At 61.3% G+C, this 23,544-nt stretch carries 18 protein-coding genes; 10 read left to right on the top strand and 8 right to left on the bottom strand.

All coding sequences use genetic code 11. The features are described from left to right. Nucleotides 1-10: 10 nt before the first annotated feature. Nucleotides 11-631 carry a cysteine protease LapG gene (gene lapG, locus M1D68_RS24440; protein ID WP_420767780.1) on the bottom strand — a complete coding sequence of 207 codons (621 nt, stop codon included), beginning with the start codon at nt 629-631 and terminating at the stop codon, nt 11-13. A gap of 270 nt (nt 632-901) precedes the next feature. Here lapG and M1D68_RS24445 point away from each other — a divergent pair, with 270 nt between their 5' ends. The 5 genes from M1D68_RS24445 to M1D68_RS24465 all read left to right on the top strand — a co-directional run bounded on the left by M1D68_RS24445 (nt 902) and on the right by M1D68_RS24465 (nt 7,917). Further along, nucleotides 902-1,582, top strand: coding sequence for a GntR family transcriptional regulator (locus M1D68_RS24445; protein WP_434561302.1), 681 nt, complete (start codon nt 902-904; stop codon nt 1,580-1,582). A 697-nt stretch (nt 1,583-2,279) separates the two neighbouring features. Continuing rightward, the gene (locus tag M1D68_RS24450; RefSeq protein WP_420767774.1) at nt 2,280-3,056 is read left to right on the top strand and encodes a DUF3050 domain-containing protein; all 777 of its coding nucleotides are present in this window, start codon (nt 2,280-2,282) and stop codon (nt 3,054-3,056) included. Then, the gene (locus tag M1D68_RS24455; RefSeq protein WP_434608441.1) at nt 3,053-3,985 is read left to right on the top strand and encodes a diiron oxygenase; all 933 of its coding nucleotides are present in this window, start codon (nt 3,053-3,055) and stop codon (nt 3,983-3,985) included. Before M1D68_RS24450 ends, M1D68_RS24455 begins: the two co-directional genes overlap by 4 nt. A gap of 10 nt (nt 3,986-3,995) precedes the next feature. After that, nucleotides 3,996-7,421, top strand: a complete 3,426-nt coding sequence (locus M1D68_RS24460) for an amino acid adenylation domain-containing protein (protein ID WP_457968695.1) — start codon at nt 3,996-3,998, stop codon at nt 7,419-7,421. Nucleotides 7,422-7,452: 31 nt separating this feature from the next. After that, a complete protein-coding gene (locus M1D68_RS24465; RefSeq protein ID WP_457968697.1) occupies nt 7,453-7,917 on the top strand; it encodes an SRPBCC family protein in 465 nt (154 codons plus the stop codon). A gap of 196 nt (nt 7,918-8,113) precedes the next feature. On the opposite strand, the gene M1D68_RS24470 is transcribed toward M1D68_RS24465, so the two are convergent. Further along, a complete protein-coding gene (locus M1D68_RS24470) occupies nt 8,114-9,994 on the bottom strand; it encodes a methyl-accepting chemotaxis protein (protein WP_457968699.1) in 1,881 nt (626 codons plus the stop codon). Nucleotides 9,995-10,259: 265 nt separating this feature from the next. Between M1D68_RS24470 and M1D68_RS24475 the strand changes: the two genes are divergently transcribed. From M1D68_RS24475 to M1D68_RS24485, 3 genes are all read left to right on the top strand, one after another. Then, nucleotides 10,260-10,760, top strand: coding sequence for a sigma-70 family RNA polymerase sigma factor (locus tag M1D68_RS24475; RefSeq protein WP_420767769.1), 501 nt, complete (start codon nt 10,260-10,262; stop codon nt 10,758-10,760). Next, nucleotides 10,750-11,748 carry a FecR domain-containing protein gene (locus M1D68_RS24480; protein WP_434675696.1) on the top strand — a complete coding sequence of 333 codons (999 nt, stop codon included), beginning with the start codon at nt 10,750-10,752 and terminating at the stop codon, nt 11,746-11,748. The genes M1D68_RS24475 and M1D68_RS24480 overlap by 11 nt, the downstream gene beginning before the upstream one ends. Before the next feature lie 86 nt (nt 11,749-11,834). Continuing rightward, entirely contained in the window at nt 11,835-14,339 is a 2,505-nt protein-coding gene (locus M1D68_RS24485; RefSeq protein ID WP_457968701.1) for a TonB-dependent siderophore receptor, read from the top strand. Nucleotides 14,340-14,485: 146 nt separating this feature from the next. Here the strand turns inward: M1D68_RS24485 and M1D68_RS24490 are convergent, their stop codons facing one another. Next, a complete protein-coding gene (locus M1D68_RS24490; protein ID WP_457968703.1) occupies nt 14,486-15,559 on the bottom strand; it encodes a fatty acid desaturase in 1,074 nt (357 codons plus the stop codon). 100 nt (nt 15,560-15,659) lie between these two features. On the opposite strand from M1D68_RS24490, the gene M1D68_RS24495 reads away from it, so the two are divergent. Next, the gene (locus tag M1D68_RS24495; RefSeq protein WP_434561316.1) at nt 15,660-16,664 is read left to right on the top strand and encodes an AraC family transcriptional regulator; all 1,005 of its coding nucleotides are present in this window, start codon (nt 15,660-15,662) and stop codon (nt 16,662-16,664) included. Between the two features lie 199 nt (nt 16,665-16,863). Here M1D68_RS24495 and M1D68_RS24500 read toward each other — a convergent pair whose 3' ends face one another. Next, entirely contained in the window at nt 16,864-17,550 is a 687-nt protein-coding gene (locus M1D68_RS24500; protein ID WP_434561318.1) for a Crp/Fnr family transcriptional regulator, read from the bottom strand. A gap of 87 nt (nt 17,551-17,637) precedes the next feature. On the opposite strand from M1D68_RS24500, the gene M1D68_RS24505 reads away from it, so the two are divergent. After that, nucleotides 17,638-18,162, top strand: a complete 525-nt coding sequence (locus M1D68_RS24505) for an Mpo1 family 2-hydroxy fatty acid dioxygenase (RefSeq protein WP_457968705.1) — start codon at nt 17,638-17,640, stop codon at nt 18,160-18,162. Nucleotides 18,163-18,221: 59 nt separating this feature from the next. Here M1D68_RS24505 and M1D68_RS24510 read toward each other — a convergent pair whose 3' ends face one another. From M1D68_RS24510 to M1D68_RS24525, 4 genes are all read right to left on the bottom strand, one after another. Continuing rightward, a complete protein-coding gene (locus M1D68_RS24510) occupies nt 18,222-20,414 on the bottom strand; it encodes a GMC oxidoreductase (protein ID WP_434649364.1) in 2,193 nt (730 codons plus the stop codon). Next, the gene (locus tag M1D68_RS24515; protein WP_457968707.1) at nt 20,411-20,923 is read right to left on the bottom strand and encodes a sorbitol dehydrogenase; all 513 of its coding nucleotides are present in this window, start codon (nt 20,921-20,923) and stop codon (nt 20,411-20,413) included. Before M1D68_RS24515 ends, M1D68_RS24510 begins: the two co-directional genes overlap by 4 nt. Continuing rightward, the gene (locus tag M1D68_RS24520; protein ID WP_457968709.1) at nt 20,920-22,281 is read right to left on the bottom strand and encodes a cytochrome C; all 1,362 of its coding nucleotides are present in this window, start codon (nt 22,279-22,281) and stop codon (nt 20,920-20,922) included. Before M1D68_RS24520 ends, M1D68_RS24515 begins: the two co-directional genes overlap by 4 nt. Nucleotides 22,282-22,551: 270 nt before the next feature. Then, complete coding sequence (locus tag M1D68_RS24525) at nt 22,552-23,541, bottom strand: sulfate/molybdate ABC transporter ATP-binding protein (RefSeq protein ID WP_181290574.1); 990 nt, start codon at nt 23,539-23,541, stop codon at nt 22,552-22,554. Between the last annotated feature and the right edge of the window lie 3 nt (nt 23,542-23,544).

The following is a 23,544-nucleotide window of genomic DNA, read 5'->3' on the forward strand; positions in this document are numbered from 1 at the left end:
GCGCGTGCTCCTAGTTAGTCGTCTCGACCGGGAAACCTTCGGCCTGCATTTTCTTCAACACATCCTGCCACCGGGACAGGCGCTTGGTGTCGCCCACTTTCTTGTTGCCCTTGCCTGACAGCCACAGCCCTTCGGCATTGAAAGAGTAGACCGGCAGCAAGTCGGTTCGCTGGCTGGCCGGCTGGATGCCGTCGATCAGGCTATCGAGTACCAGTGGCATGGCATCGGGGGTGGCGTAATACGTCAGCACCATGTGCGCGCGGTTCTGCCGCAACGCCTTGACGTAGGTGATGCGCAGCTTGTCACTGGAAACCCCTAGATGGCGCAGGCTGAAATACTTGGCGATGGCGTAGTCCTCGCAATCGCCCGCGCCCTTCCACAGGGCCTGGATCGGGGTTTCCCAATAATCGGTCTCACGCCACAAATCGAGGTCTTCCACGTAGCGCACCTGTTTGTTGAAGAACAGGTTCACCACCTTGAGCTGTGCAAGCTCAGGAATCTGCTTCTGGGTTGCCAGCAACTGCTGCCACGCGTCGATCCGCTGCTGCCCGTCGCCCAGCGGTCCATATAACGCTTGCGCCCGCCGGCTTATCTGCGCAAAGTCCCAGTCGGCTCGCAGGCCGCCCAGCATCAGGCCTGCCAGCAAAAATGCCGAACACAGCCAGCGCAAGGACCTGAGGACCGGGGAAGGTGCAGCCAAGGGAATACGTCCGAAAAGGGCCGTTGGAAAAATTCGTTGGATGGTGCAGCCTGGACCGGCAAAAAACAATGGCAGGTTGCAATCACCGCAAGCAGTCTAAACTTTAGTTCAGGAACCGAGGCCGCGAGATTTTGACGGCTGGGCATTCTGTAACTAATGTTGCCTTGGATCCAATCATTGTGACTACAGTCAGGTGTTGTCGTGACACAGAAGCCCAAACCACTCAGCACTATTCAGGTCAACGGGCCCATCCCCGCTGCCCAGGCCCGCGCAATCATTGAAAGCGCTTTGCGCGAAGCCATTCTCGACGGGCGACTGCCAAGCGGCACAGCGTTGCGCCAGCAGGAATTGGCAGACCTGTTCGGTGTCAGCCGCATGCCGGTACGCGAAGCGTTGCGCCAGCTCGAAGCGCAGTCATTGCTCAACGTGGTCCAGCACAAGGGCGCGGTGGTAGCCCCGCTGATTACCAGCAATGCAGTCGAAACCTACGCCTTGCGGTCGGTCCTCGAAGCCTTCGCCCTGCGCTTGTCCATTCCCCTGCTAGACGACAATGACCTGGCCATGGCCGCCGAATACATCGAGCAATTGGAAGGCCAAGTTGATTATGCGCAGATCGCCAAGCTCAACCGTCTATTCCACATGTCGCTTTACCATAAGGCGCCCAACGCCAAGCTGTTGGACCTGATTGAACATGAGCTCAATGAAGAAGAACGTTTCCTGCGCTTTCACCTTTCGACCATGGGTTTGGGTGAGCTCACCCAGTGTGACCATCGCGCGATACTCGCCGCGGCGGTAGCCAAAGACATCGACCAAGCGGTTCATCTGCTTGAAGAGCACCTCGAGAAAGCCTCGGCCACCATGCGCCTGTACCTGAAGCAATAGCCGGACCGCAGCCCCATCCCCAGCGCCGGCCACCTGGCCGGCGTAGCACTTTCTTACACATCCTTCCTATACCCGAGATTGCCAGCAGGGCGCGGCTTGACCGTGGCCGCGATGCGTCGCTGCATCAGTTCAATGGAACTGCCGTCGATTTGGGCTCACTCTTGCGTTTATCGGTTCGAAAACAGACCTGAAGAAGTCAGCGTCCGGCAATAGCCAGGCGAATCGAAGCCATCACGCAAGGAGCGCCGCCCAACTGGCGGGGATGACCTGGAGGTCCGACCGGGTTCCCGCCCATAAAACATCAACTTCTTACTTTCCTTTGTCCCTGAAGTGCTCCGAGTGAGGCATTCACTCGAACCATTCGATTCTGATCGCTATAAATCGGAAGGAGCAACTTCGCGCCAATAAAACTTATAAACAAAGTTTTAACCACCCTCTTCGCGCCCAATAAAAACGCCACTTTAAATATTAAAAAAATAACTTGCGAAGCGTTTGAAACTTGTACTAATTTTTTACTCGTCGAGTTGCTTTCGACGCCCACAGGCACCATGGGATGCGCCTGTAGCAAGCCACACAGCCACAAGCAGGTATCAGTTAAAAGTTCCAAGTGAACATGGATTCCGGTTCGCGCACTCGCTCGCCCCGACAAAACAGGCGAGCAACTTTCCGGACAAACAATATTGATGAGGACGTTCCAATGCAGCCAACCAAAGAACAACTATCTCTGAAAAAACACGAACTTGGTGAACACCCGGTTTTTTCCGAAATAACATCAATCGATCTGTTGCGCCGTTTTATGGAAAGCCACGTTTTCGCCGTGTGGGACTTCATGTCCCTGACCAAGCGGCTGCAAAGGGAACTGACCTGCATCCAACTGCCGTGGCTGCCACCCGCCGACCCCCATGCCGCGCGTCTGATCAACGAAATCGTCCTGGGAGAAGAATCCGACGACCGTCCCGGTGCCGGTTATTGCAGCCATTTCGAACTGTATCTGGACGCCATGCGCGAGGTAGGCGCGGACACCCAGGCGATTGAACAATTCATCGCCCTGCAGCAAGAAGGCGTCAGCCCCGAAACCGCGCTGGACAGCGTCGAGGTAGAACCGGCCGCCGCGCGCTTCGTGCGCCAGACCCTGCACACCGCCCTGCACGCCCCGGCCCACAGCGTGGCCGCCGCGTTCGTGCATGGTCGCGAAAGCGTCATTCCGCAGATGTTCCAGCGGATGCTGGACGCCTGGGGTATTGGCCTGGATCAGGCACCGACGTTTCGTTATTACCTGCAACGCCATATCGAGGTGGATTCCGAAGACCACGGCCCGGCGGCGGAAAAATTGCTGGCGCGGCTGATCGATGGCGACCCGCAGCGCGAGCGCGAGGTCCTCGCCGCTGCCCTCGCTGCCGTCCACAGCCGCGCAGCCTTGTGGGATGGCCTGCGCCTGAGCATGACCCAGCCGGTTGCGCAGGTGACGCCATGAACGCCATCCAATACCAATCATTCGCCGACGCCTGGGAAAGCCGCGCGACGATCCGTACCCGGCCACGGCGCCGGGTCGAGGATGACGACAAGCTGATCTTTCCCATGAGCCGCCAACCCATGGTGCACAGCCAGACCTTCCTGACCCATTGCCCGCAATTGCGTGATTTTGTCCTGGTGCAGAGTCTCTACAAGTTCATCAACGACGTGGTGATTTTCGAGACCGAGCTGGTGGATCACACCGCCCGGCGCATCGCCAAGAACCGCTTTGGCATCGAGTTTCCGTTCGCCTGTCGCTATGACGCGATGACCGTGGTGGTGGACGAGGATTACCACGCGCTGGTGGCGATGGACTTCATGCAGCAAACCATCGACATGACCGGCATCGCACCGATCCCGTTGCCCCAGCAGATCGAGCTCAGCCGTGCCATTCCGGCCACGCTGGCGCGAACACCGGAGCATCTGCTCAGCGCCGTGGAGTTGGTCTGCATCGCCATCGCCGAAAACACCGTGACCAACGAAGTGGCAGCCTTTGCGCGGGACGACTCGGTCAAGGCCTCGATCAAGGGGCTCATGGCCGATCACCTACAGGATGAGGGACGCCACTCCGGTTTCTGGACGCGGCTGGTACAGATTTACTGGCGCGCCGCGCCCGAAGAGGACCGCGAGATGATTGCGCGGCTGATGCCCGGTTTCATCGCCGATTACCTGGCGAGCGACCTGCAGCAGGCGTTCGATTTCGAGCTGATCAACCATTTGCCGATCGACGAATCGGCACGCCAGTCGCTGCGCGAAGACGCCCGGGCGCTGGCTTATCCCATCAACCGTTTTCACCCGTTGGTGGGCAACATCACGCGGTTCTTCCGCGGCAGCTCGATGCTGGCGTCAGCCTGCGTGCGCGATGCCCTGGCCGACTACCTGACCCCATGAGGACCTTCCGATGAGACGCCTCGAAATCGCAATGTCTGGCCACAGCCAGGCCCTGGCCGAACTGGCCCGGGAACTTGAACGACACGGCCACGCCGTCGTGGGTCCACAATCACCGGACGGCGACGGCGCGATCGACCTGTTGATCGACGATGGTACGGCGCCAGGGGCCATCGAGGCTGGTGTTCAGCTCCGGCTGCGCGTGGCATTCCAGGAAGCGCCCGGCCAGGCATTGCCGCGGCCGGTGGTGTTTTTCCGTGACGCAGCGCAGCGACTGCTGGTCCACGAAGTGATCACCACGCCGAGCGACGGCAACGGCCAGTCGCTGCGCCAGCAGGCAATAACCGCAATCGTCGAGCACGGCGCACGGCTGGTCAGTCATCTGTCACGCGATGAGCACGGTTTCGATCAATGGCCGACGGCCCCGCACGAGCCCATCGACCAACCCGAGCATGGGCTCGATGCGTTGGAGCCGCTGGCCTTCAAACACTGCCTTAACCGGCCCGCCGTACCTTGGCTGCTGGCGGCTGCAAAAATGCCTGTCATGCACAGCATCGAGCAGCGCATGCTCGACGACGCATCGCAGCCTGCCCTGTGGGTCGAGGGTCAGCTCATCGACTACAGGACCTTGCGCAATTGGGTGTTGCGGTTGCAGGAGGCCATAACGGCAAGCCTGGGAAGAGCAACCGATCATCCACGGGTGATTGCCGTGTGCCTGCCCAAATCCGCGCAGCTGTACGCGGCAATCCTTGCGGTGCTGGGGTGCGGGGCGGTGTACCTGCCGCTGGACCCGCAACACCCGGCGCAACGCCGGCGATTCATCCTCGACAACGCCAAGGCCGATCTCTTATTGCACGATGGCGACAGCGACCTGGGCGATAGCCCGACGCCGATGCTGAATGTCCATCGGCTGTCTTCGTCCAAGCCTGGCTTCCCGGCCTCGACGATTCGCCGCGTGGTGGATGCCGACGAACCAGCCGTGGCGATCTACACCTCCGGCACCACCGGCCAGCCCAAGGGGGTCCTGCTCAGCCACCGCAACCTCAGCCATTTCTGCGCCTGGTACGCAGATCATGTCGAGCTGCGGCGCGACAGCCGAGCGTTGCAGTTTTCCACCATCAACTTCGACGCATCGTTGCTGGACATCTTGCCGACCTTCATCCAAGGCGGACTGCTGGTGGTGCCCAGCGAGGATCAGCGCCGCGACCCGCAGCGACTGGAGTCGTTGATGCGTGAACAGCGCGTCAGCCATGCCTTCCTGCCGCCCGCGCTGTTGAGCGTCATGCCGCTGGAGGCGTCATTGGGGCTGGCGCACCTGATCACTGGCGGGGACGTCTGCGAGCCGTACGTGATCGAGCGACTGGCGCCGCAGTGCCGGTTCCACAATATCTACGGCCCGACGGAAACCACGGTATTGGCCACCACGCGGCAATTCGCCGTGGGCGATAACAACCGCAACCTCGGTATACCCATCGGCAATGCCCGCGTGCTCATCCTCGACGAACACCTGCAACCGGTGCCCCAGGGCACACCCGGCGAGCTGTACATCGCAGGGCCTGGAGTCGGCCTGGGGTACCTGAACGATCCAGTGCTGACCAGCAGCCGTTATCTCGACCTGACGCTGCCCAACGAGCAAGCGCTGCGGGTCTATCGCACGGGGGATATCGGCCAGTGGACCGACGACGGGATCGAGCTGTGCGGCCGCCGCGACAACCAGGTCAAGATCCGCGGCTTTCGGGTCGAGCCCGAGGAGATCGAGCATTGCCTGCGCGACAGCCAAGTGTTTCGCCAGGTGGCGGTGGGGGTCGACGAGCGCCGGCGGATCCTGGCGTTCCTGGCGAACCCCGTGGACGATCGACCCGGCGCGGCCCTCAACGCCTTGCGCCAGCATGTGCAGGATTCGCTGCCGAGCTACATGCACCCGGCGGCCTATGTAGAGCTGCCCAGCCTGCCTTACACCAGCAACGGCAAGGTCGATCGCCGGGCATTGCTGGCGTCGGCGGGATCGGTCCAGGCAGGAGCTCAAGGGCGTCAGCCACAAAATGCATTGCAAACCCAGCTCCGACAGCTATGGGCCGAGCTGCTGCAGTTGCCAGCCGAGGACATCGCCATCGACGAGAGTTTTTTCAACCTTGGCGGGCATTCGATCCTGCTTTCGCAGCTGCTGTTGAGTCTCAGGCAGACGTTCGGTCGCAGCCTGTCGATCAACCGCTTCATCGAAGCACCGACGCTGATCACCTTGGCGAAGTTGCTCGATGCCCCCGACCAGAGCGATGCATCCTCGCTGAGCCCCCAGGCTTTCATCGACGCCGAAGCCGAACTCAACCTCGCTCCACTGCCCATCAGCCAGAGCGGTGATGTGCATAAAGTGGTCGTGACCGGCGCCAACAGTTTTCTCGGCGTGCATATCGTCGAAGCGTTGCTGGCGTGGGGGGCCACGGAAGTGGCGTGCCTGGTGCGTGAATCCGGCGGGCAAAGCGCGGCCCAGCGGTTCGCCCAGGCCCTGCGGGAAAATCGCCTGGAGCATCTGGACCTGAGCCGTGTCAGCGTCTACGCCGCCGACATCACCCAGCCACAACTGGGCTTGCCGGACGACACCTACCAGCGGATCGACAGCACGTTCGGCGCGTTGGTGCACAACGCCGCCCATGTCAATCATGTGCTCGACTACGAGTCCCTGGCGCGGGACAACGTCGAGCCCATCTTCGAATGCCTGCGGCTGTGCGAAGGGCGCAGCAAGAAAATCTTCAACTTCGTCTCGACGCTGTCGGCCTCCAGCACCCTGGACGCTAATGGGCAGGTGCTGGAGCAGCCAGCAGCAAGGACACCGCCGATCTACATCAAGAATGGCTACAACCTGTCCAAATGGGTCGGCGAGCGGATTCTGCAACGGGCCCGGGACCTTGGCGTCCGGGTCAATCTGTTCCGTCCCGGCAACATCAGCTTCAACAGCCAGACCGGGGTCTGCCAGCCCCACAAGAACCGCTTGATGCTGATGCTCAAGGGATCGATCCAGCTCGGCCAGGTGCCGGATCTGTCGCTCAATTTCGACCTGATGCCGGTGGACTTCCTGGCACGTTTCATCGCCTTCCACGCCAGCCGTTACCAACCCAACCAGGCCGTGTTCAACCTGCACAACCCCGAACCCTTGAGCTGGGACGCCTATGTGGCGTCGTTCCGCGACAGTGGCCGGGAATTCGCGCTGGTCAGTGTCGCGGACTGGCAACAGCAGCTGGCGCGGGTCGATACCGACAACGCGCTGTTCGGCGTGCTGGGTTTCTACCTCAACGGCTTCGAAGAAGACATCGGCGACATCTCTCTGATCCGCCATGACAACGCCCGGTCCGGCGTGAGGCAGATGGGCACCCGTTACCCGGAAAAGTCCCCGGCCCTGCTGCGCCGCGGTGCTGATTACCTCAAGGCCATCGATTTCATCTGAAGCAACCCAACCCCACGCAAGGAGCAAGACCATGAGTGCTTTTCAACCCGACACCCTGATCAAGAACCCTCAAGCCTGCCATGTCGAAACCTCGGTGCAAGTGCCCGCCGACGCCGCGCGCGTCTGGGAAGTGGTGGGCGACTTCGGCGGGTTCAACCGCTTTATTCCAGCCCTTGAATACATCGAAATGACTGGCGACGGCGTGCGTTCGCTGCGCAAGAAATTCTTCCGCGACGGACAAAACCTAGTGGTGGAGCAACTCAACAGCCGCGATGACCAGGGCATGCACATGACCTGGACGCTGATCTACAACACCCTCGGCATCGACAACCTCTGGGCGGCGATGCGCGTCGAGCCCCTGGGAGACAGCCGCTGCCGCGCCACCTGGACCATCATCGCCGACCACACCGAGGCGCACACACGGGAAGGGTTCAGGGATTTCCTGCAAGGGTTCGCCGATGAGGCGATGGGAAATGTGGTGAAGATGTTCGCCTGACCAAAAAACCCTGTGGGAGCGAGCCTGCTCGCGATGGCATCAGCCCAGACAACCCACACCCGTGGCGAGGGAGCTTGCTCCCGCTCGGCTGCGCAGCAGGCGTAAAGCCAGCCAACGCGGTCCGCCTGCAGGCTTGCAGGGGCCTGCTGCGCAGGCCAGCGGGAGCAAGCTCCCTCGCCACGGGGGATCGGGTCCGTCAGATCTTGAAGCTGTCCACCAGTTGCTTCAATCGATTGGCCTGCTGCGACAAGGCATCGCAATCCTTCAGGGTTTCGTTGAGGTTGGCGACGCTTTGCTGGTTCAACGTATTGATGTGCGTGACGTCCATGTTGAGGGTCTCCACCACGGCTGTCTGTTGCTCGGTCGCGGCGGCCACGGATTGGTTCATGCCGTCGATCTCGCCGATGCGCTGGGTCACGCTGACCAAGCGCAAGCCGGCCTGGTTCGCCACTTCCACGCTCTCCTCGCTGGAAGCCTGGCTCGCGTTCATCGTGGTCACCGCTTCACGGGAGCCGACTTGCAGCGAGGTGATCATCTTGTGAATCTCTTCAGCCGACTCCTGGGTGCGATGCGCCAGGTTGCGCACTTCATCGGCCACCACCGCAAAACCACGTCCGGCTTCACCGGCACGGGCCGCTTCGATGGCGGCGTTCAAGGCTAGCAAGTTGGTTTGCTGGGAGATGCCCTTGATCACATCCAGGATGTGCCCGATGTTGTCGGTGCTGGCGTTCAGGGTTTCGATCTGGGTGCACGACAGGCTGATTTTCTGTGACAGCTCGGTCATCGCCTGGATGGTTTTTTCCACCACCTGACGACCATCGTCCGCTTGCTCGCTGGCGCCACTGGCGTGTTGCGAGGCATCGGCGGCGTTACGGGCGATTTCCTGGGTCGCGGCGCCCAACTGATTGATCGCGGCGGCCACGCTATTGGTGCGCGCGCTCTGCTCATCCGATCCAACCAGGGAGGCGTTGGAAGACGTCATCACCCGTTGCGACAGGTCATGCACCTGACGCGTGGCGGAAGACACTTCGGCGATCGACGCGTGGATACGTTCCACGAACTGGTTGAACGACCCTCCCAATACCGCGAATTCGTCCTTGCCCTGCACCACGAGGCGCCGGGTCAGGTCGCCTTCACCCTGGGCGATGTCCTGCATGGCGCGGCCCATGGTGGTGAGCGGGCGCATCAACACCTGGATGAGCAGACTCAGCAGCAACGCAATCGCAGCCACTGCAATGAACATCGCAATCAACGCAGACGTACGGAAATGGCTCAGCGGTGCGTAGGCCTTGGCCTTGTCGATCGACAGGCCGATATACCACTCGGCGCCCGGCAAACCTGCCACCGGGGTGAACGAAAGGATGCGGTCCTCCCCGTTCAGCTCGACTTCCTGGATGCCCTTGCCGATGCGCACAGAGGTGCCGGGGTAGATGTCCTTGAGGTTTTTCATTACCTGGTCTTTGTCTGGGCTGACGATGACCTGGCCGTCGCCGCTGACCAAAAACGCATGACCGATCCCGCCAAAGTCCACGGAGTTGATGATTTTCACGAGGGTTTCCAGGCTCAGGTCACCGCCCACCACGCCCAACAATTCACCGTTGTGCTTGACCGGCAGGGCAATGGTCACCACCAGGCCGCCCACTGCCGCCGCGTAGGGTGGGGTCAGCATGGTTTTATCGGCGGCCACGGCCTGTTTGTACCAAGGGCGCTGACGCGGGTCGTAACCGTCGGGCATCTTCGCGTCAGGTCGCTGAGTGAACACGCCGGTGTTCTGGCCCACGTAGGTGAACTGGAAGTTCGAGGTCAACGCCGGCTGGTCCACGAGCCCTGGCAAATCGGCGCCCGCCCCTTGGTGCGCAATGTTCTGAGCCAGGTTTTCCAACACCAGCACCCGCCCGCTCATCCAGTTCTGGATGCTGCTGGCCGTCAGGTCACCGGATTGCTCGATGGAGGATTCCAGGCTGCGACCGATGGTATTGCGTTGCAGGTAATCGTTGTAGAGCGTGAACAGGGCAAAAGCCAACACCACCACACCTGAGGCGGCCAAGAGGATTTTGTGGCTGAACTTAAGATTCATGGAGGGACTTCTTATGCAGGGGATGGGGGTGCATTCCGGTTGGCAGTTCCATGTAGCCGCAAGAGCTGGAGATTGGATCCGCTCCATTTTGGTGCACGCATACCCTTCTGTCGGCCAACCCGTGGAAAAGATTAGGCCCTTGTTCAATTGTCCGACGAGATGATTGCCAACATCACACAGCCTGCGTCGAACGGTGGTTGCAAATTTGATGAACGCTTATGACAATGCGACCTATTATCATTTGTGATATCAGGCTATTGCGCTCATGTCCTCCCCCCAGTTAGCAGTACAGGCGCTTTATTGCAGCCATCACGGCTGGCTCCACACATGGCTGCGCCACCGACTGGGCAACGCCGCCGATGCGGCTGACCTGGCCCAGGACACCTTCGTGCGCCTGCTGCAACGCACCGAACGCCTGGAACTCACGGCACCGCGCGCCTTCCTGCGCACCATCGCGCAGGGCTTGGTGATCGATCACTGGCGCCGGGAAGAAATCGAACGCGCCTACCTCGAAACCATCGCGCATCTGCCGCAGGCCCAGATCCCAAGTGCCGAAGCCCAAGCCCTGATCCTCGAACTGCTGGAGGGCATTTCCCGCATGCTCGACGGCCTCAAGCCGAAAGTACGCAGGGCGTTCCTGCTTGCACAGTGTGACGGCATGACCCACAAGCAGATCGCCGAGCAAATGGGCATCTCGCTTCGGTCGGTGGAGCGGTACGTCGCCGATGCGCTGTATCACTGCTACGTGCTGCGCTATGAAGATTGAGCCGATCGACCCGCCATCGCGCGGTCGAGGTCCTTCGCAACTGGTGGTCAAGCAAGCGATCCATTGGCTGCTGCGCCTGCGCAACCATGCCGCCAATCCGATCCTTCGCCAACAGTGCGACGCCTGGCGCATCGCCCATCACGATCACGAATTGGCTTGGCAACGGGTGCAATCGCTGCACAGCGAACTCACCTCCAACCTGCGCGCCGTGCCCAGTGCTCATATTGCCCTCGACACCCTGGAGGCCAGCGCCCAGCGCCTCGGTCGACGCCAGGCCCTGAAATTGTTGTCCGGCGTCGCCGTGGTGGGCGCCGCCGCATGGCTGGGCAAGGACCTAGGCTGGCAGCCGTGGCGTGCCGACTTCGCCACTGCCACGGGCGAACGACGCGGTTTCCAATTGCCGGACGGTACACGACTTGAACTCAACACCCGCAGCGCCGCCGACCTCGACTATACCGCCAGCCAGCGTCTGATCACGTTGACCCGCGGCGAAATCATGGTCACCTGTGGCCGAGACCCAGGACGCCCGCTGCTGGTGAAAAGCCGCGAGGGTCTGTTCGAAGGACTGGAAGGGCGCTTCGTCGTGCGCCAGGACAGCGGCTGCACGCGCCTGAGCGTCACCAGCGGCCGGGTCGCCATTCGCTCACATCGCAACAGCGAGGGCGCGCCGATCCACGTGGAGGCAGGGCAAAGCTACCTCGTCAGTTCATCGACAGCGACCCTGGCGCCGCCCCTGGACATGGACGCCGGCGCCTGGGCGGACGGCTTGATCGTGACGCGCAACATGCGCCTGGAAGACTTCCTCAACGAGGTCGGCCGCTACCGCCGGGGCTGTCTGAGATGCGCCGCCTCGGCCGCGGACCTGCGCTTGTCCGGAGTCTTCCGCCTGGATGACATCGACAAAATGCTCGCCGTGCTCCCCCGCACGCTGCCCGTGCAGCTGCATTATCGAACCCGCTGGTGGGTCACGGTGGAACGTGCGGCCTGATTTTTTTTGGCGGGTTTTGCGAGGGCGTCCGGCTAGGACAGTAAGCAACGCTTATCTGCCTTCAGCGACTCCAACGGAAACCCAAAATGACTGAGCGCGTAACCCTCAAGACCTCCTTCGGCTGTTCCTCGCAAACCAGCCCTTTGCGCCAAGCCGTCCACGCCGCACTGCTGAGCACCGCGCTGGGCGTCAGCGCCGTGCCGATGCTCGCTGTCGCCGCGCAGGACGGCGTCACGGCCAGCCGTCAGAGCTACAACATCGCGGCAGGCCCGTTGAACGAGGTGCTGAATCAGTTCGCGCGCCAGGCCGGGATTACCCTGGCGAGCACCCCCGAGCAAACCGCTGGCCGCCAGTCGCCAGGGCTCAAAGGTGACTACTCGGCGGACCAGGCCTTGGACCAGTTGCTCAGCGGTTCGGGGCTGATTGCGGTCGGCCAGGAAGGCAGCGGCTACGTATTGCAGGCCCAGGCCGGGGACAGTGCACTGGCGCTGCCGACCACTGACGTCAAGGGCTTCGCCCTGGGTAACGCCTTGGGCAGCATGGCGGGCTACAACGCCACCCACAGCCAAGTCGCGACCAAGACCAGTACCGCCCTGCGAGAGACTTCACAAAGCGTATCGGTGGTGACGCGCGAGCAAATGGACGACCAGGGCGCGCAGACCGTATCCCAGGCGATGCGCTACACCCCCGGCGTGCTGACCAACCCCTACGGTGCGACCCATCGCTACGATTACGTGGCCATGCGCGGCTTCAACGACGGCTCGGTGGATAACATCTACCTCGACGGCCTCAAGTCCATGGGCGACAGCGGCACCTACAGTTCCATGCAGGTCGACCCGTACTTTCTCGAGCGCGTCGACATCCTCAAGGGCCCGTCGTCGGTGCTGTATGGCCGCAGTTCTCCGGGCGGCCTGGTGGCGCTCACCAGCAAAAAACCGCTTTATGAGGCCTACCACCAGGTCCAGGCCACCGTCGGCACCCAGGGCCAGCGCGGCGTGGGCTTCGACTTCAGCGGGCCGGTGGACGATGAAAAACGCATCGCCTATCGCCTGATCGGCCTGGCGGACACCTCCGATACCCAGTTCGATCACAACAAAGAAAAGCGCTTCACCCTGGCGCCCACCCTCAGCATCGACTTCACCGAGGACACCTCGCTGACCCTGCAAGCCTACCTGCAGCACGAACCCGACGGCGGCTACCATGGCGGCGTACCGGCCGACGGCGCACTGCACCCGCGCAACGGTCGGCGGATCTCGGAAAATTTCTTCGAAGGCGAGCCCGGCGTCGACGTTTACGAACGTGATCAGCAGTCGTTCGGTTATCAATTCGAACACCGTTTCAACGATGTCTTCACCGCCCGGCAAAACTTCCGGTACCTGGACTCCGACGTCACCAACAATCAGGTCTATGCCTTCGGCTGGACCAGCCCCACCAGCAACGAGTTGAACCGTTACTACACCGGCGCCGATGAAAAGCTGCATTCGTTCATCGTCGACAACATGCTGCAGGCCGAATTTTTCACCGGCGCGACCAAGCACACCGTGCTGATGGGCGCGGACTACCAGCGGCGCAAGACCGTGGTCGACTGGACCAGCGGCAGCCTCGCCCCGATCAACGCCTTCGACCCGGTCTACGGAAACTCGGCGATCACCAACGTCAGCGCGACCAGCTACGTGCGACGCCTGGAGCAAACCGGTGTCTATCTGCAAGACCTGATCGAAATGGACAAGTGGCGCTTCTCCCTGGGCCTGCGCCAGGACTGGGTCGAAACTTCGGATGAAAACCGCATCGCCGAAGCTGGTCGCCCTGAAGGCACCGAGATCAATGACAAGCGCACCAAGCTCACCGGCCGCGTCGGAGCGCTGTACCTGTTCGACAACGGCCTGGCCCCGTACATCAGCTACTCGGAGTCGTTCAACCCCAACTCCTACGCCGACAGCGCTGGCAATCCACTGGCGCCCACCGACGGCAAGCAGTGGGAATTGGGCTTGAAGTACCAACCGCCAGGCACCGATGATCTGTACACCGCCTCGCTGTTCCGCATCGATCAAGAAAACCTCGCGACCAAGCTGCCCCAGGAAAATTTCTATCGCGCCGTCGGCGCCGTTCGTTCCCAAGGGCTGGAACTGGAAGCGCACGTACAGTTGACCGAGCAGTTCAAAGTGCTGGGCAGCTACACCTTCACCGACATCGAATATTCGAAGTCGATGGTCAGCACTCTGAGCACCCCGACCAACATCATCGAAAACAAAGGCAACTCACCGACCCAGGCCCCGCGCCACATGGCCTCGGTGTGGGCGGACTACAAGTTCGACAGCGGCACGCTCGATGGCTTGCGACTGGGCGGCGGCGTGCGTTATGTCGGCTACAGTTGGGTCGATGCGGAGAACACCATGAAGGTGCCGTCCTACACGTTGTTCGATGCGTCGGTGGGGTACGACCTGGGCAAGGTCGGCTTGAAGGGCGTGGACGTGCGCCTGAACGCGAACAACCTGACCAACGAAACCTACGTCGCCTCGTGCGCCAGCCTGAACTTCTGCTACATGGGCGAAGAGCGCAATGTGGCGGCTACTGTGAGTTATCAGTTCTGACTTGCTTTCAGACTTGATTCATTCCCCGTGGCGAGGGAGCTTGCTCCCGCTGGGTCGCATAGCGGCCCTGATTTTGGGGCTGCTACGCAGCCCAGCGGGAGCAAGCTCCCTCGCCACGGGTTTACCTTCGCTCATGAAAGGAGCGATCAGGCCTGAACCGCCTTCGCCTCTTCCCTCACAACGCCTTCCTCACCCGCAAACCGATTCGCCCGTCCGAACGTGCCGAAATCGTTGAACCGCACGCCCATCTCCCGCATCACCTCATGAGCCACCGGCGCCGTCATCTGCCGGATGTAGAACGGCTCCTTCACCACGAAATGATGAATGCCATGGCTGCTGCCGAAGTTGAAGCAGAACGCCTGCAACGGCCACAGCCACCAGGGGTTCAACACTTGGGTCTGCTGGATGACATTGCCCGGCTCGATGTCGCCGTAGTAATGCATGTTCGAACTGATGAAATGCAGGCAAAAGGTGCGCAGCACATTCGGGCCGATGATCACCACGGCGGCGATGTCGATGATGTGCATCGTCGCCAGGGTATTGGCCGACCAGTCGATGGAAGCGCCCAGTAGCCCGGCCACAGCGTTGGCCCCATGAAAACCAAGGAACACGTACCAGGCGCCCCAATGCAGCAGTGCCAGTGGGAAGTACACCTTCAGCGTACGCTTGAGGATGCTGCGCTTGTGCGCCCAGGTCTTGGCTCGCAGGAGGCGGATGAACGCCGACATCACGTTGTCACCCACCATCAGCAAACGCGCCAATCCCCACGGCTCACCGTTGGTAATCGCCCGCTCTTCCAGGTCCGCTTCGCTGCCGGATACTTTGTGGTGGTTGAGGTGCAGATGACGGCGGATCCATGGGTTGATGGTGCTGGGCCGCGCCAGCCACACCAGACCCATCATCACGTTATGGGGCATGCGTTGCTTGCGGAAGTACATGCTGTGGATCAGGTCATGTTCCAACTCGTGGGTCAGCGAGGCGAAAAACGCGTTGAGCAGCAGGCAAGCCCAACCGGCCAGGTGACCGTTGATGTAGAGCAGCGCCGAGCCGATCATCCCGGCCAGGGCGAACGCCAGGATGCCTGCGCCCAGCGCGTCCTGGTGCTGCAGGATCGGGTAGCGCCGACGCAATTCCTCACCTCGGCCCAGGACAACCTGGCGAATGTGGGCGGCTCGCTGTTGTGCATTCAATCGCTCGGGGCTTGCGCAAGTGCCGTGCATGGCTTACATCCTCTGTTAACGATGTGCTCATCCTGCCGGGCGTTGTCCCATCGGGTGGTAGCCGTAAACGCCAACCTGTTGACCGCAAGCGCCAATTGTCATGACCGAACCCACTTCCCTCGCCAGCTGGACCCGCGCCCTGCGCAAACAGCTCGATGCACTGGGCCTGGACAGCCAAGCCCTGTGCGTGAAGGCGGGCCTGGACCCCGTGTTGATGGACGACCCGAACGCCCGCTACCCGCTCTCGGCCACCACGCGCCTGTGGACGCTGGCGGTGCAGGCCAGCGGCGATCCGGCGATCGGCTTGCGGGTGTCGCGCTTCGTCAGCCCCACCACGTTCCATGCACTGGGCTACGCCCTGGTGGCCAGCGGCAGCTTGCGTGAAGTGTTCGAGCGGATCGTGCGGTATCACCCGGTGGTCAGCGATGCGCTGACCTTGCAGCTGAGCCGCGGCGAAGACCGTTATCGCTTCAGCCTCGATGTACCGGCGGGACGCCCCGCTCCCGCCTTCGAGGCCATCGACGCGTTTGCCGCGATCTACGTGCGCACCTGCCGCAACCGGCTGGGTCGCGACTACGCACCGCTGGCAGTCTATCTGCGCCGCCCGGAACCGCTGGACCCGAGCCCATGGCACAAGGTTTTTCGCGCACCGGTGCATTTCGACGCCGGCCAGGATTGCCTGGAATTCAACCTCCTGGATTTCGACAGCCACCTGGACGACGCGAACCCGGAGCTGGCCGAACACAACGAAACCGTGCTCAAGCGCACCCTCGCCCAGCTTCAGCCGCTGACCTGGGAACGCAAGGTCCGCGCCGCCATCGAAGCCCAGCTGCCCGAAGGCGAACCCAGCGCCGAACGCATCGCCCAAACCATGCATCTGAGCCTGCGCAGCCTGCAGCGACACCTGGCCGACGAAGGCTGCCGCTTCGATGCGCTGCTCAACGAATGCCGGGAGAATCTGGCGCTGCTGCATCTGCGCGATCCGCAGTGCTCGCTGAGTGAGGTCAGTTACCTGCTCGGCTTTGCCGACACCAGCAGCTTCAGCCGCGCGTTCAAGCGTTGGACAGGCATGACGCCGGGACAGTTTCGGGATGGGTTGCGCTGAATGTTTTCAGCGCCGGGACGGGGCCTATCGCGAGCAAGCTCGCTCCCACATGGGAAGCGGTGTGACCGCAATAGCTGCGACAACACCAAGCCCCTGTGGGAGCGAGCTTGCTCGCGATGGCGGTGTATCAGTCACTATCGATGTCGACTGACCTGACGTCTTCGCGAGCAAGCTCGCTCCCACAGGGTCCAGGTCGGTTTCAGATTGTGGTCAGGGCTCGCAACCGTTCGATGTCGAGGATTTCGATCTCACCATAACTGAGGTGAACAATGCCCTGCCCCTGCAAATCCTTGAGGATCTGGTTGGTGGTCTGGCGCGACAGGGAAAGCATCATCGCCAGTTGCTCCTGGGGCAGTGGCAAGACCCGGCGCGCCGGTTCGATTTCGCCGTAGCCTTCGGCGATCATCAGCAAGCGGTGGGCCACGCGGGCCGGGGCGGGCATCAGGCTCAGGTGCTCGAGGTTGATGAAGGTCAGGCGCAGTTTGTGGCTCATCAACAAGGCAAGATGACGCCAATAAACGGGTTGTGCTTCAAGAAAAGCCAACAGCGCAGCCTGTGGCAAATGCAGCAATGTGCATTGGCCGACGCCCACCGCATCATGGGTCCGGGGTTGTCCATCGAACAGGCAGATTTCACCGAACCAATGCGGCGCCTCCACCACGCTCAGCAGCGCTTCCTTGCCCTGCTCGCTGACCGCGCCGATACGCACCGCGCCTTCGAGCACCGCGTACAGGCCGCACGGTGCATCGCCGCGCTGGAACAGCCGCTGGCCGGGCGGCAGGCGACGCACTCGCGACATGTCCAGCAGGCTATGCTGTAACTCAGCAGGCAGATGGCTGTACCAGTGACCGACCATCAAATGCGAGTGCCAGGGATGGGTATTCATGCAAACTCCGGGACAAGTGTCGGCTAGCTGACAGAGCGCCTGGTGAAACCTGTTCATCATGCAGGCATCACCTCAGGAGGAACAACAATGAAAAGCCTCGTCGATCACCTCAGTCAATACGCGGCCTACCACCGCGACCCGCGTAACATCGTCAGTCATTTCATCGGGATTCCGCTGATCTTCATCGCCGTCGCGGTGCTGTTGTCCCGGCCCGGATGGCCGGTTGGCGCGGTCCTGGTTTCCCCGGCGCTGCTGGTGGCGATGGCGAGTGCCTGGTTCTATCTGCGCCTGGAGTTGCGCCTGGGTGTGTTGATGACGGTGCTGCTGGGCCTAGCCATCTGGCTGGGCCAGGTACTCGCCGCGCAAAGCACAACGGTGTGGCTAGGCAGCGGCCTGGGCATGTTCGTGGTGGGCTGGGTGATTCAGTTCGTCGGTCATTACTACGAAGGGCGCAAACCGGCGTTCGTCGATGACCTGACCGGGTTGATCGTCGGGCCGTTGTTTGTGGTGGTCGAGGCGGGTTTTTTGCTGGGACTCAGAAACGATCTGAAGCAGGCCATTGAGGAGCACGCAGGTCCGGTGGCCCTGCGCAACCAACGTTCGACGGTGTGAAATACCCGTCACTGTGGGAGCGAGCTCGCTCCCACAGGAGCTAGGTTTCACCGCTCAAGTTACAGCGAACCGAACTCGACCCGAATCGTCAGCGCGCCAACATTGTCGGTCAGGCCGGCGCCATGCTGTCTCGTCAAGTCATCGTTGATGCACAGTTGCAGCTCCCCCTGTTGATTCACGGGTAGCTGCGCCAGATCACCAATCAGAAACGGCGTCCCGCCGTCGCCCACCCGGCCGATCAACGCACCTTCAGCCGCGCCGGGCAACGTATAGCTGGAATAGGTGATGTGCCGCGAGCCACCGTTTCCATCCACCATCCCACCCTCTTTGCTGGCGCACCACTGGCCGCTGACATAGCGAACCACACGCGGAACCTGGGCGTTGAGCTGCACACCGGTGCCCTGCCAGGCCTTGTTGGATTGAACCTGCATCGTCACCGCCCGCAGGTCATTGGCCAACGTATCCCCGGCCTGGAACGACAGCGCGGCGATTGTCAGACTCGGGTTCGAGGTACCGGTACTTGGGAAGACGCCATCGCCCACCAGGAACAGGTTCTTGTGGTCCCAACTGCGCTGGTGTTTATCCACTACCGATTTGGTCTTGTCGTCGCCCATGCGGTAGGTCCCCATCAGGTGACCGGCACCCTGGAAACTGTAGCGCACCCCCTCATAATCGAAGAGTCCAGGTCCAATGGGTTGCGTCAATTCCTGCGCCCCAAGCAAGTCCTTGATGATATGGCTGGCGAGCACCTTCGCCTGTTGGAAACCTTTCTTGGTGTATTCCGACAGGTCGTAATGGATTTCCGGCCGTGGAATGCCGAGCCGATCCTTGTATTCGGCCGAAGGCACGATGTAGCTGTCAGCCTGATCGGGATGATCCTCAACCTGTTCAACCAGGAAACCGATCCGGAACTGGCGGGTAAAAACGTCGTTGAGCTTCTTCACCAGCGCCGTTCCGGACACCAACGTATTACCCGGGTTGGCGCCGCCATTGTTCACCCCATCGATAAAGTCGGCCACGGTGGTGTAGGGATCACCGGCCGGCCAGTTCCAGCCCTCATTGCCGATCTCGATACGCCAGGCCGCGCGGTCGCTGCGAAAGGCTCCGTCGCGCAGGCTTTCGATGCCCGCCGTCGATAGCGGTCCCCGATAAGGAAAGATCGCCTTGCCCTCGGGCATCAGCCCCCAAGCCAGATAAATGGGATGGTCAGCCAGGCTGCGGCCCACCTGACCGCTGCTGTTGGCCACGCCGGCGGGCCAAGCAGTCGATGCGGAGTTGAGTAGCAGTTTCGGTGTTTCGATTGCATGGGCGGCAATCACATAGCGCTGTCCGAGCGCCACGCCGGTTCCTACGACGGGGCCGTCGCCCAGTTGATATTGCTTGAACTCGATACCGTTGATGTTGCTGTCGGGGCCAACGGTTACTTTGCTGGCCACGGTTCGATAAAGCACGCGAACCTTGCCGGTGGCCAGGGCCTTGTTCATGGTCACAGTGGCGTCGTACTTGGCCTGGATCGGGCAGATCGGCGTGCAGTTGGTATTGCCGGCGCAAACCCGGCGACCGGCATAAGGTTGGGAGTTGCGCCCGGCCGGCGTCGGGCTGACCACCAGCGGCAAATTATCGAACGTCTGCCCCGTGACGGCGGTGACAAAGCTGCCATCGACGAGTGACAACGGAATACTGTGCATCGGGAACGCATAGCCTTCGGGAAAGGTCATGCCCAGGTAGGCTTGGTCGGCAACGTCGGCCGACACGCCAATCTCAGCCTCCGCGCGACAGTAGGCGCTTTGCAGATCGTTATAGCCAATAGGCCAGTCCACACCAACGCGATACAGGGATTTCAAGCGAAAATCGTTCGGCACCATACGCAGGCAAGTGCCGACCCAATGCCAGGTCGTGCCGCCGCCTACTCGTTCATAGGTGCTGGTAAATGGCAGTGGCCCCTTTTGCACCAGATAGCTGACCTTCGGCTGGTTCCAGCCCAGGATCAGGTCGGCGATAGTGGCCCGCGGCGCATTCTGGGTGGCAGGATCACGTGCAGGGTCCAGGCTGGTCACCGGCGGATAGGGCGACTCGGGGGTTTTCAACGTCGAGGTGTAGAAGCGCTCCAGATACTGCGAACGGTTGGCCGGAATTTCCGGCCCCGACTCCAGCACCAGCACCTCCACCCCCGCCATACCCAATTGATAGGCAATGATGCTACCGGCCAATCCGGCGCCAACGATCACCACTTCTGCTTGTTCGGTACTCATGACGACGCTCCTTGCTGTCCGTTGGCGGATACTCCCGTCAAATCCTTGAGACTGGGCGGCGTGCCGTTCCAATAACCGAAGAACGATTCGCTGTAGCCCATCGGATGAGCCTGGGCGATTTTCCAGGCCCAGCTGTAGATGTAGGCTTGGTCGGACACCACCTCCGAGCTGCCTTTCTTGAAATCCGAGGTATCGAAAGGCTGGTACCAGACGCCTAGCAACCAGAGTTTCATGATCGAACGCGCGGCCAGCACGGTGTCAGGTATCGTCGGCTGCATATTGAATTTCAGTATTTGCTCGGCAATCTGGTCGGGCGGTACATGGTCGGCCGCCAGGGTGGCGTACTGAGTCAGCAACGCGTTGAGCACGTCAGAAGAAATGCGCGCAGTCACGTAATCGAGAAAGATCGGCGGCAGACCGACCGGGTCGATCTGCGGCGCCAGACGATCCGTCGAAATGCCGATCAGGGCCGACGACAGGCCTACGAAATTGTCCAGATCGGTACTCATTGCTTGGCTCCTTGCCCACTGGTGGACTGCGCGCGTTCGAGCAAATAGGTGAAGTCCGCAAAACTGGTGCGCGGCGATTCGGTGACATGGGTCGCCGCATTGCCGTGACACGCCATGCAGCTGGAGGACGCCTGGGGAACGGTGCCCTGGATATAGGTTTCCAGCGTGGCGTTGGCCAGGAACGACGGCGCTGGGCTACCCAGCGGGTTGGCGGCCGATACCTGGCAATCCTTCGGCGGGTCTGAAGGCCACTGGGTGCTGATCAGCTGATAGTTCGCCCAGACACTTTGTGGATTGGCCGTACGCAACAGCGCTTGATAGGAGGCGTTGAGCGTCTTGGTCGCCTCGGTCAGTGGCACTTCCCGCACGATTTGCGAAGGCGTCGCCTTGACCGCCGGGTTCCACGGCCGTGGCGGAGGCTGATTGATGGCGCTCTGGCTATCGGCGTTGTAGAACAGATAAGGGCCCGTGCGCTGTCCGACGGGCGTGGTTTTTTCAGGGACGTTTTTTACGTGCTCGAAAGTCGACCAGACCCATTGGGCCGCATTGGCGGTTTTGTGGACCATGTGCAACCCCACCAACCCGACCGGCTCGGACACGCACGATTCCTCCACGATCGGCCCTTTACCCGGGTCGCTATTGCCCGGCGTGTAGACCAGGGCATCGACCGTATGGAAATCCTGTCGTTTGTCGCTGGGACCGAGCACTTTCCACGACGCCTTCACCATCACCGCGCCGACCTCCTGGCTCTTGGTAGAACCACAGCTGAATGCAACGGTGTTGTTCGGGTTCGCGGCGAAGAACTGCTGCTGGCCTTCGATGCTGTACAGGCCGTTGTTTACGATCCCGTCGAACATCGATTGGTTGACCACGATTTCATTGCGCGTATACACGCCGTTCTGATCCACCAGCGGACCGCTCTCGAAGGGCTGGATAAATTCATCCAGCACGTCGGGCACCTTGCCCATTTGTTGTAACAGGCGGCCGGGCTTGAGTGACTTACACGCTTCAGGCAGGGTCGCCGGCGCATTCCAAGGCAGTGGTGCCTGCCCTTTCGCACGAAAAATCTGGTAGCTCTCTTTCCAACTTTCCCAAACCGTTGCCCCGTCTTGTTTTCCGATGGTGACGCCGGTATTGGGGTTGCCATTGTCCAGGGCCGGCCAATTCAGAGCGATGAAGGTCTGCCATGACAAATCATCGAAATTGGCTTGCAGGCTGGAGAGTGAAACCGGTTCGGTCACCGTGACATCGAAAGGTATCTGGGGAGACAACGTGGGGGCGGCGCTGGCAGAAGGACTCAACAGAACGCTTAACAAGGCACAACCGAAAGGGCCGTGCCGACTGACTTCCATTCTCATGCTTTTTCTCCTTGGCATCAGGGCGCCAGGAGACAACAACACCGGTCCGTCATGGACTCTCACTTGCCTCCTGGCATGTCAGAGTCTAGGTAGGGTTTGGGTCAGGGGAAGGTTAAAAGTAGAACCAATCGAAGCAAGGCCTAGCGGGGTTATTCAGATTCGGATCGGGGCGTAGGCGGGTACGCCATCGCGAGCAGGCTCGCTCCCACACTGGATCTGCGCCATACACAAATCCCTGTGGGAGCGAGCTTGCTCGCGATGTTTTTGATCTTAAAGGTTGGAGACTTTCTGCCAGACCTTCGGCTTGAAGAACAACGTTTCGCCCTTCGCCAACCCCACCAGGCTGTCGTGGTCCTTCACCACTTCGGCCTCGATCAGCTCGCTCTGGCCTTCCACTTTCAGGGTCACCCGCGTGGTGGCGCCCAGTGGACGAATGTCGCGCACCTCGGCGGCGTGGTGGTCTTCCAGTTCCGAGCGCGACAGCGAGACTTCGTGAGGACGGAACAGCACATGCCGGTCCTCACCCAAGTGCAGGCGGTTCGAATCCCCGAGGAAGTGATACACGAAGTCGCTGGCCGGGTTTTCGTAAACGTCGCCCGGCGAGCCGATCTGCTCGATCACGCCCTTGTTCATCACCACGATCCGATCGGCGACCTCCATGGCTTCTTCCTGGTCGTGGGTGACGAACACCGACGTCAGGTTGATGTCCTCGTGCAGCCGCGCCAGCCAGCGGCGCAGTTCCTTGCGGACCTTGGCGTCGAGGGCGCCAAATGGTTCGTCCAGCAGTAATACCTTGGGCTCCACCGCCAGGGCGCGGGCCAACGCGATACGCTGGCGCTGGCCGCCGGACAGCTGCTCGGGGTAGCGGTCGGCGAGCCAGTCCAGTTGCACCATGTTCAGCAATTCGTGGACCTTGGTCGCGATCTGGCTTTCGCTCGGGCGCTGGCCCTTGGGCTTCATGCGCAGGCCGAACGCGACGTTGTCGAACACGGTCATGTGGCGGAACAAGGCGTAGTGCTGGAACACGAACCCGACGTTACGATCGCGCACATCGTGGCCGGACACGTCCTCGCCATGGAAGACGATGTTGCCCTGGTCCGGCGTCTCGAGGCCGGCAATGATCCGCAGCAAGGTGGTCTTGCCGCAACCCGATGGCCCGAGCAGCGCCACCAGCTCACCGCTCTGGATGTCCAGGCTGATGTCGTCCAGGGCCCGGAAGGCGTTGAAATTCTTGCTGACGTTACGGACTTCGATCGACATGAC

Source organism: Pseudomonas sp. R4-84, assembly GCF_054130985.1.

What these genes read in the sequence shown, in the direction of transcription:
- M1D68_RS24465 (WP_457968697.1), top strand. Translation starts at nt 7,453, where the DNA reads ATGAGTGCTTTTCAACCCGACACCCTGATCAAGAACCCTCAAGCCTGC.
- M1D68_RS24455 (WP_434608441.1), top strand. Translation starts at nt 3,053, where the DNA reads ATGAACGCCATCCAATACCAATCATTCGCCGACGCCTGGGAAAGCCGC.
- M1D68_RS24475 (WP_420767769.1), top strand. Translation starts at nt 10,260, where the DNA reads ATGTCCTCCCCCCAGTTAGCAGTACAGGCGCTTTATTGCAGCCATCAC.
- M1D68_RS24485 (WP_457968701.1), top strand. Translation starts at nt 11,835, where the DNA reads ATGACTGAGCGCGTAACCCTCAAGACCTCCTTCGGCTGTTCCTCGCAA.
- M1D68_RS24495 (WP_434561316.1), top strand. Translation starts at nt 15,660, where the DNA reads ATGACCGAACCCACTTCCCTCGCCAGCTGGACCCGCGCCCTGCGCAAA.
- M1D68_RS24470 (WP_457968699.1), bottom strand. Translation starts at nt 9,994, where the DNA reads ATGAATCTTAAGTTCAGCCACAAAATCCTCTTGGCCGCCTCAGGTGTG.
- M1D68_RS24460 (WP_457968695.1), top strand. Translation starts at nt 3,996, where the DNA reads ATGAGACGCCTCGAAATCGCAATGTCTGGCCACAGCCAGGCCCTGGCC.
- M1D68_RS24510 (WP_434649364.1), bottom strand. Translation starts at nt 20,414, where the DNA reads ATGAGTACCGAACAAGCAGAAGTGGTGATCGTTGGCGCCGGATTGGCC.
- M1D68_RS24500 (WP_434561318.1), bottom strand. Translation starts at nt 17,550, where the DNA reads ATGAATACCCATCCCTGGCACTCGCATTTGATGGTCGGTCACTGGTAC.
- M1D68_RS24525 (WP_181290574.1), bottom strand. Translation starts at nt 23,541, where the DNA reads ATGTCGATCGAAGTCCGTAACGTCAGCAAGAATTTCAACGCCTTCCGG.
- M1D68_RS24520 (WP_457968709.1), bottom strand. Translation starts at nt 22,281, where the DNA reads ATGAGAATGGAAGTCAGTCGGCACGGCCCTTTCGGTTGTGCCTTGTTA.
- M1D68_RS24515 (WP_457968707.1), bottom strand. Translation starts at nt 20,923, where the DNA reads ATGAGTACCGATCTGGACAATTTCGTAGGCCTGTCGTCGGCCCTGATC.
- M1D68_RS24450 (WP_420767774.1), top strand. Translation starts at nt 2,280, where the DNA reads ATGCAGCCAACCAAAGAACAACTATCTCTGAAAAAACACGAACTTGGT.
- lapG (WP_420767780.1), bottom strand. Translation starts at nt 631, where the DNA reads ATGCTGGGCGGCCTGCGAGCCGACTGGGACTTTGCGCAGATAAGCCGG.
- M1D68_RS24480 (WP_434675696.1), top strand. Translation starts at nt 10,750, where the DNA reads ATGAAGATTGAGCCGATCGACCCGCCATCGCGCGGTCGAGGTCCTTCG.
- M1D68_RS24505 (WP_457968705.1), top strand. Translation starts at nt 17,638, where the DNA reads ATGAAAAGCCTCGTCGATCACCTCAGTCAATACGCGGCCTACCACCGC.
- M1D68_RS24490 (WP_457968703.1), bottom strand. Translation starts at nt 15,559, where the DNA reads ATGCACGGCACTTGCGCAAGCCCCGAGCGATTGAATGCACAACAGCGA.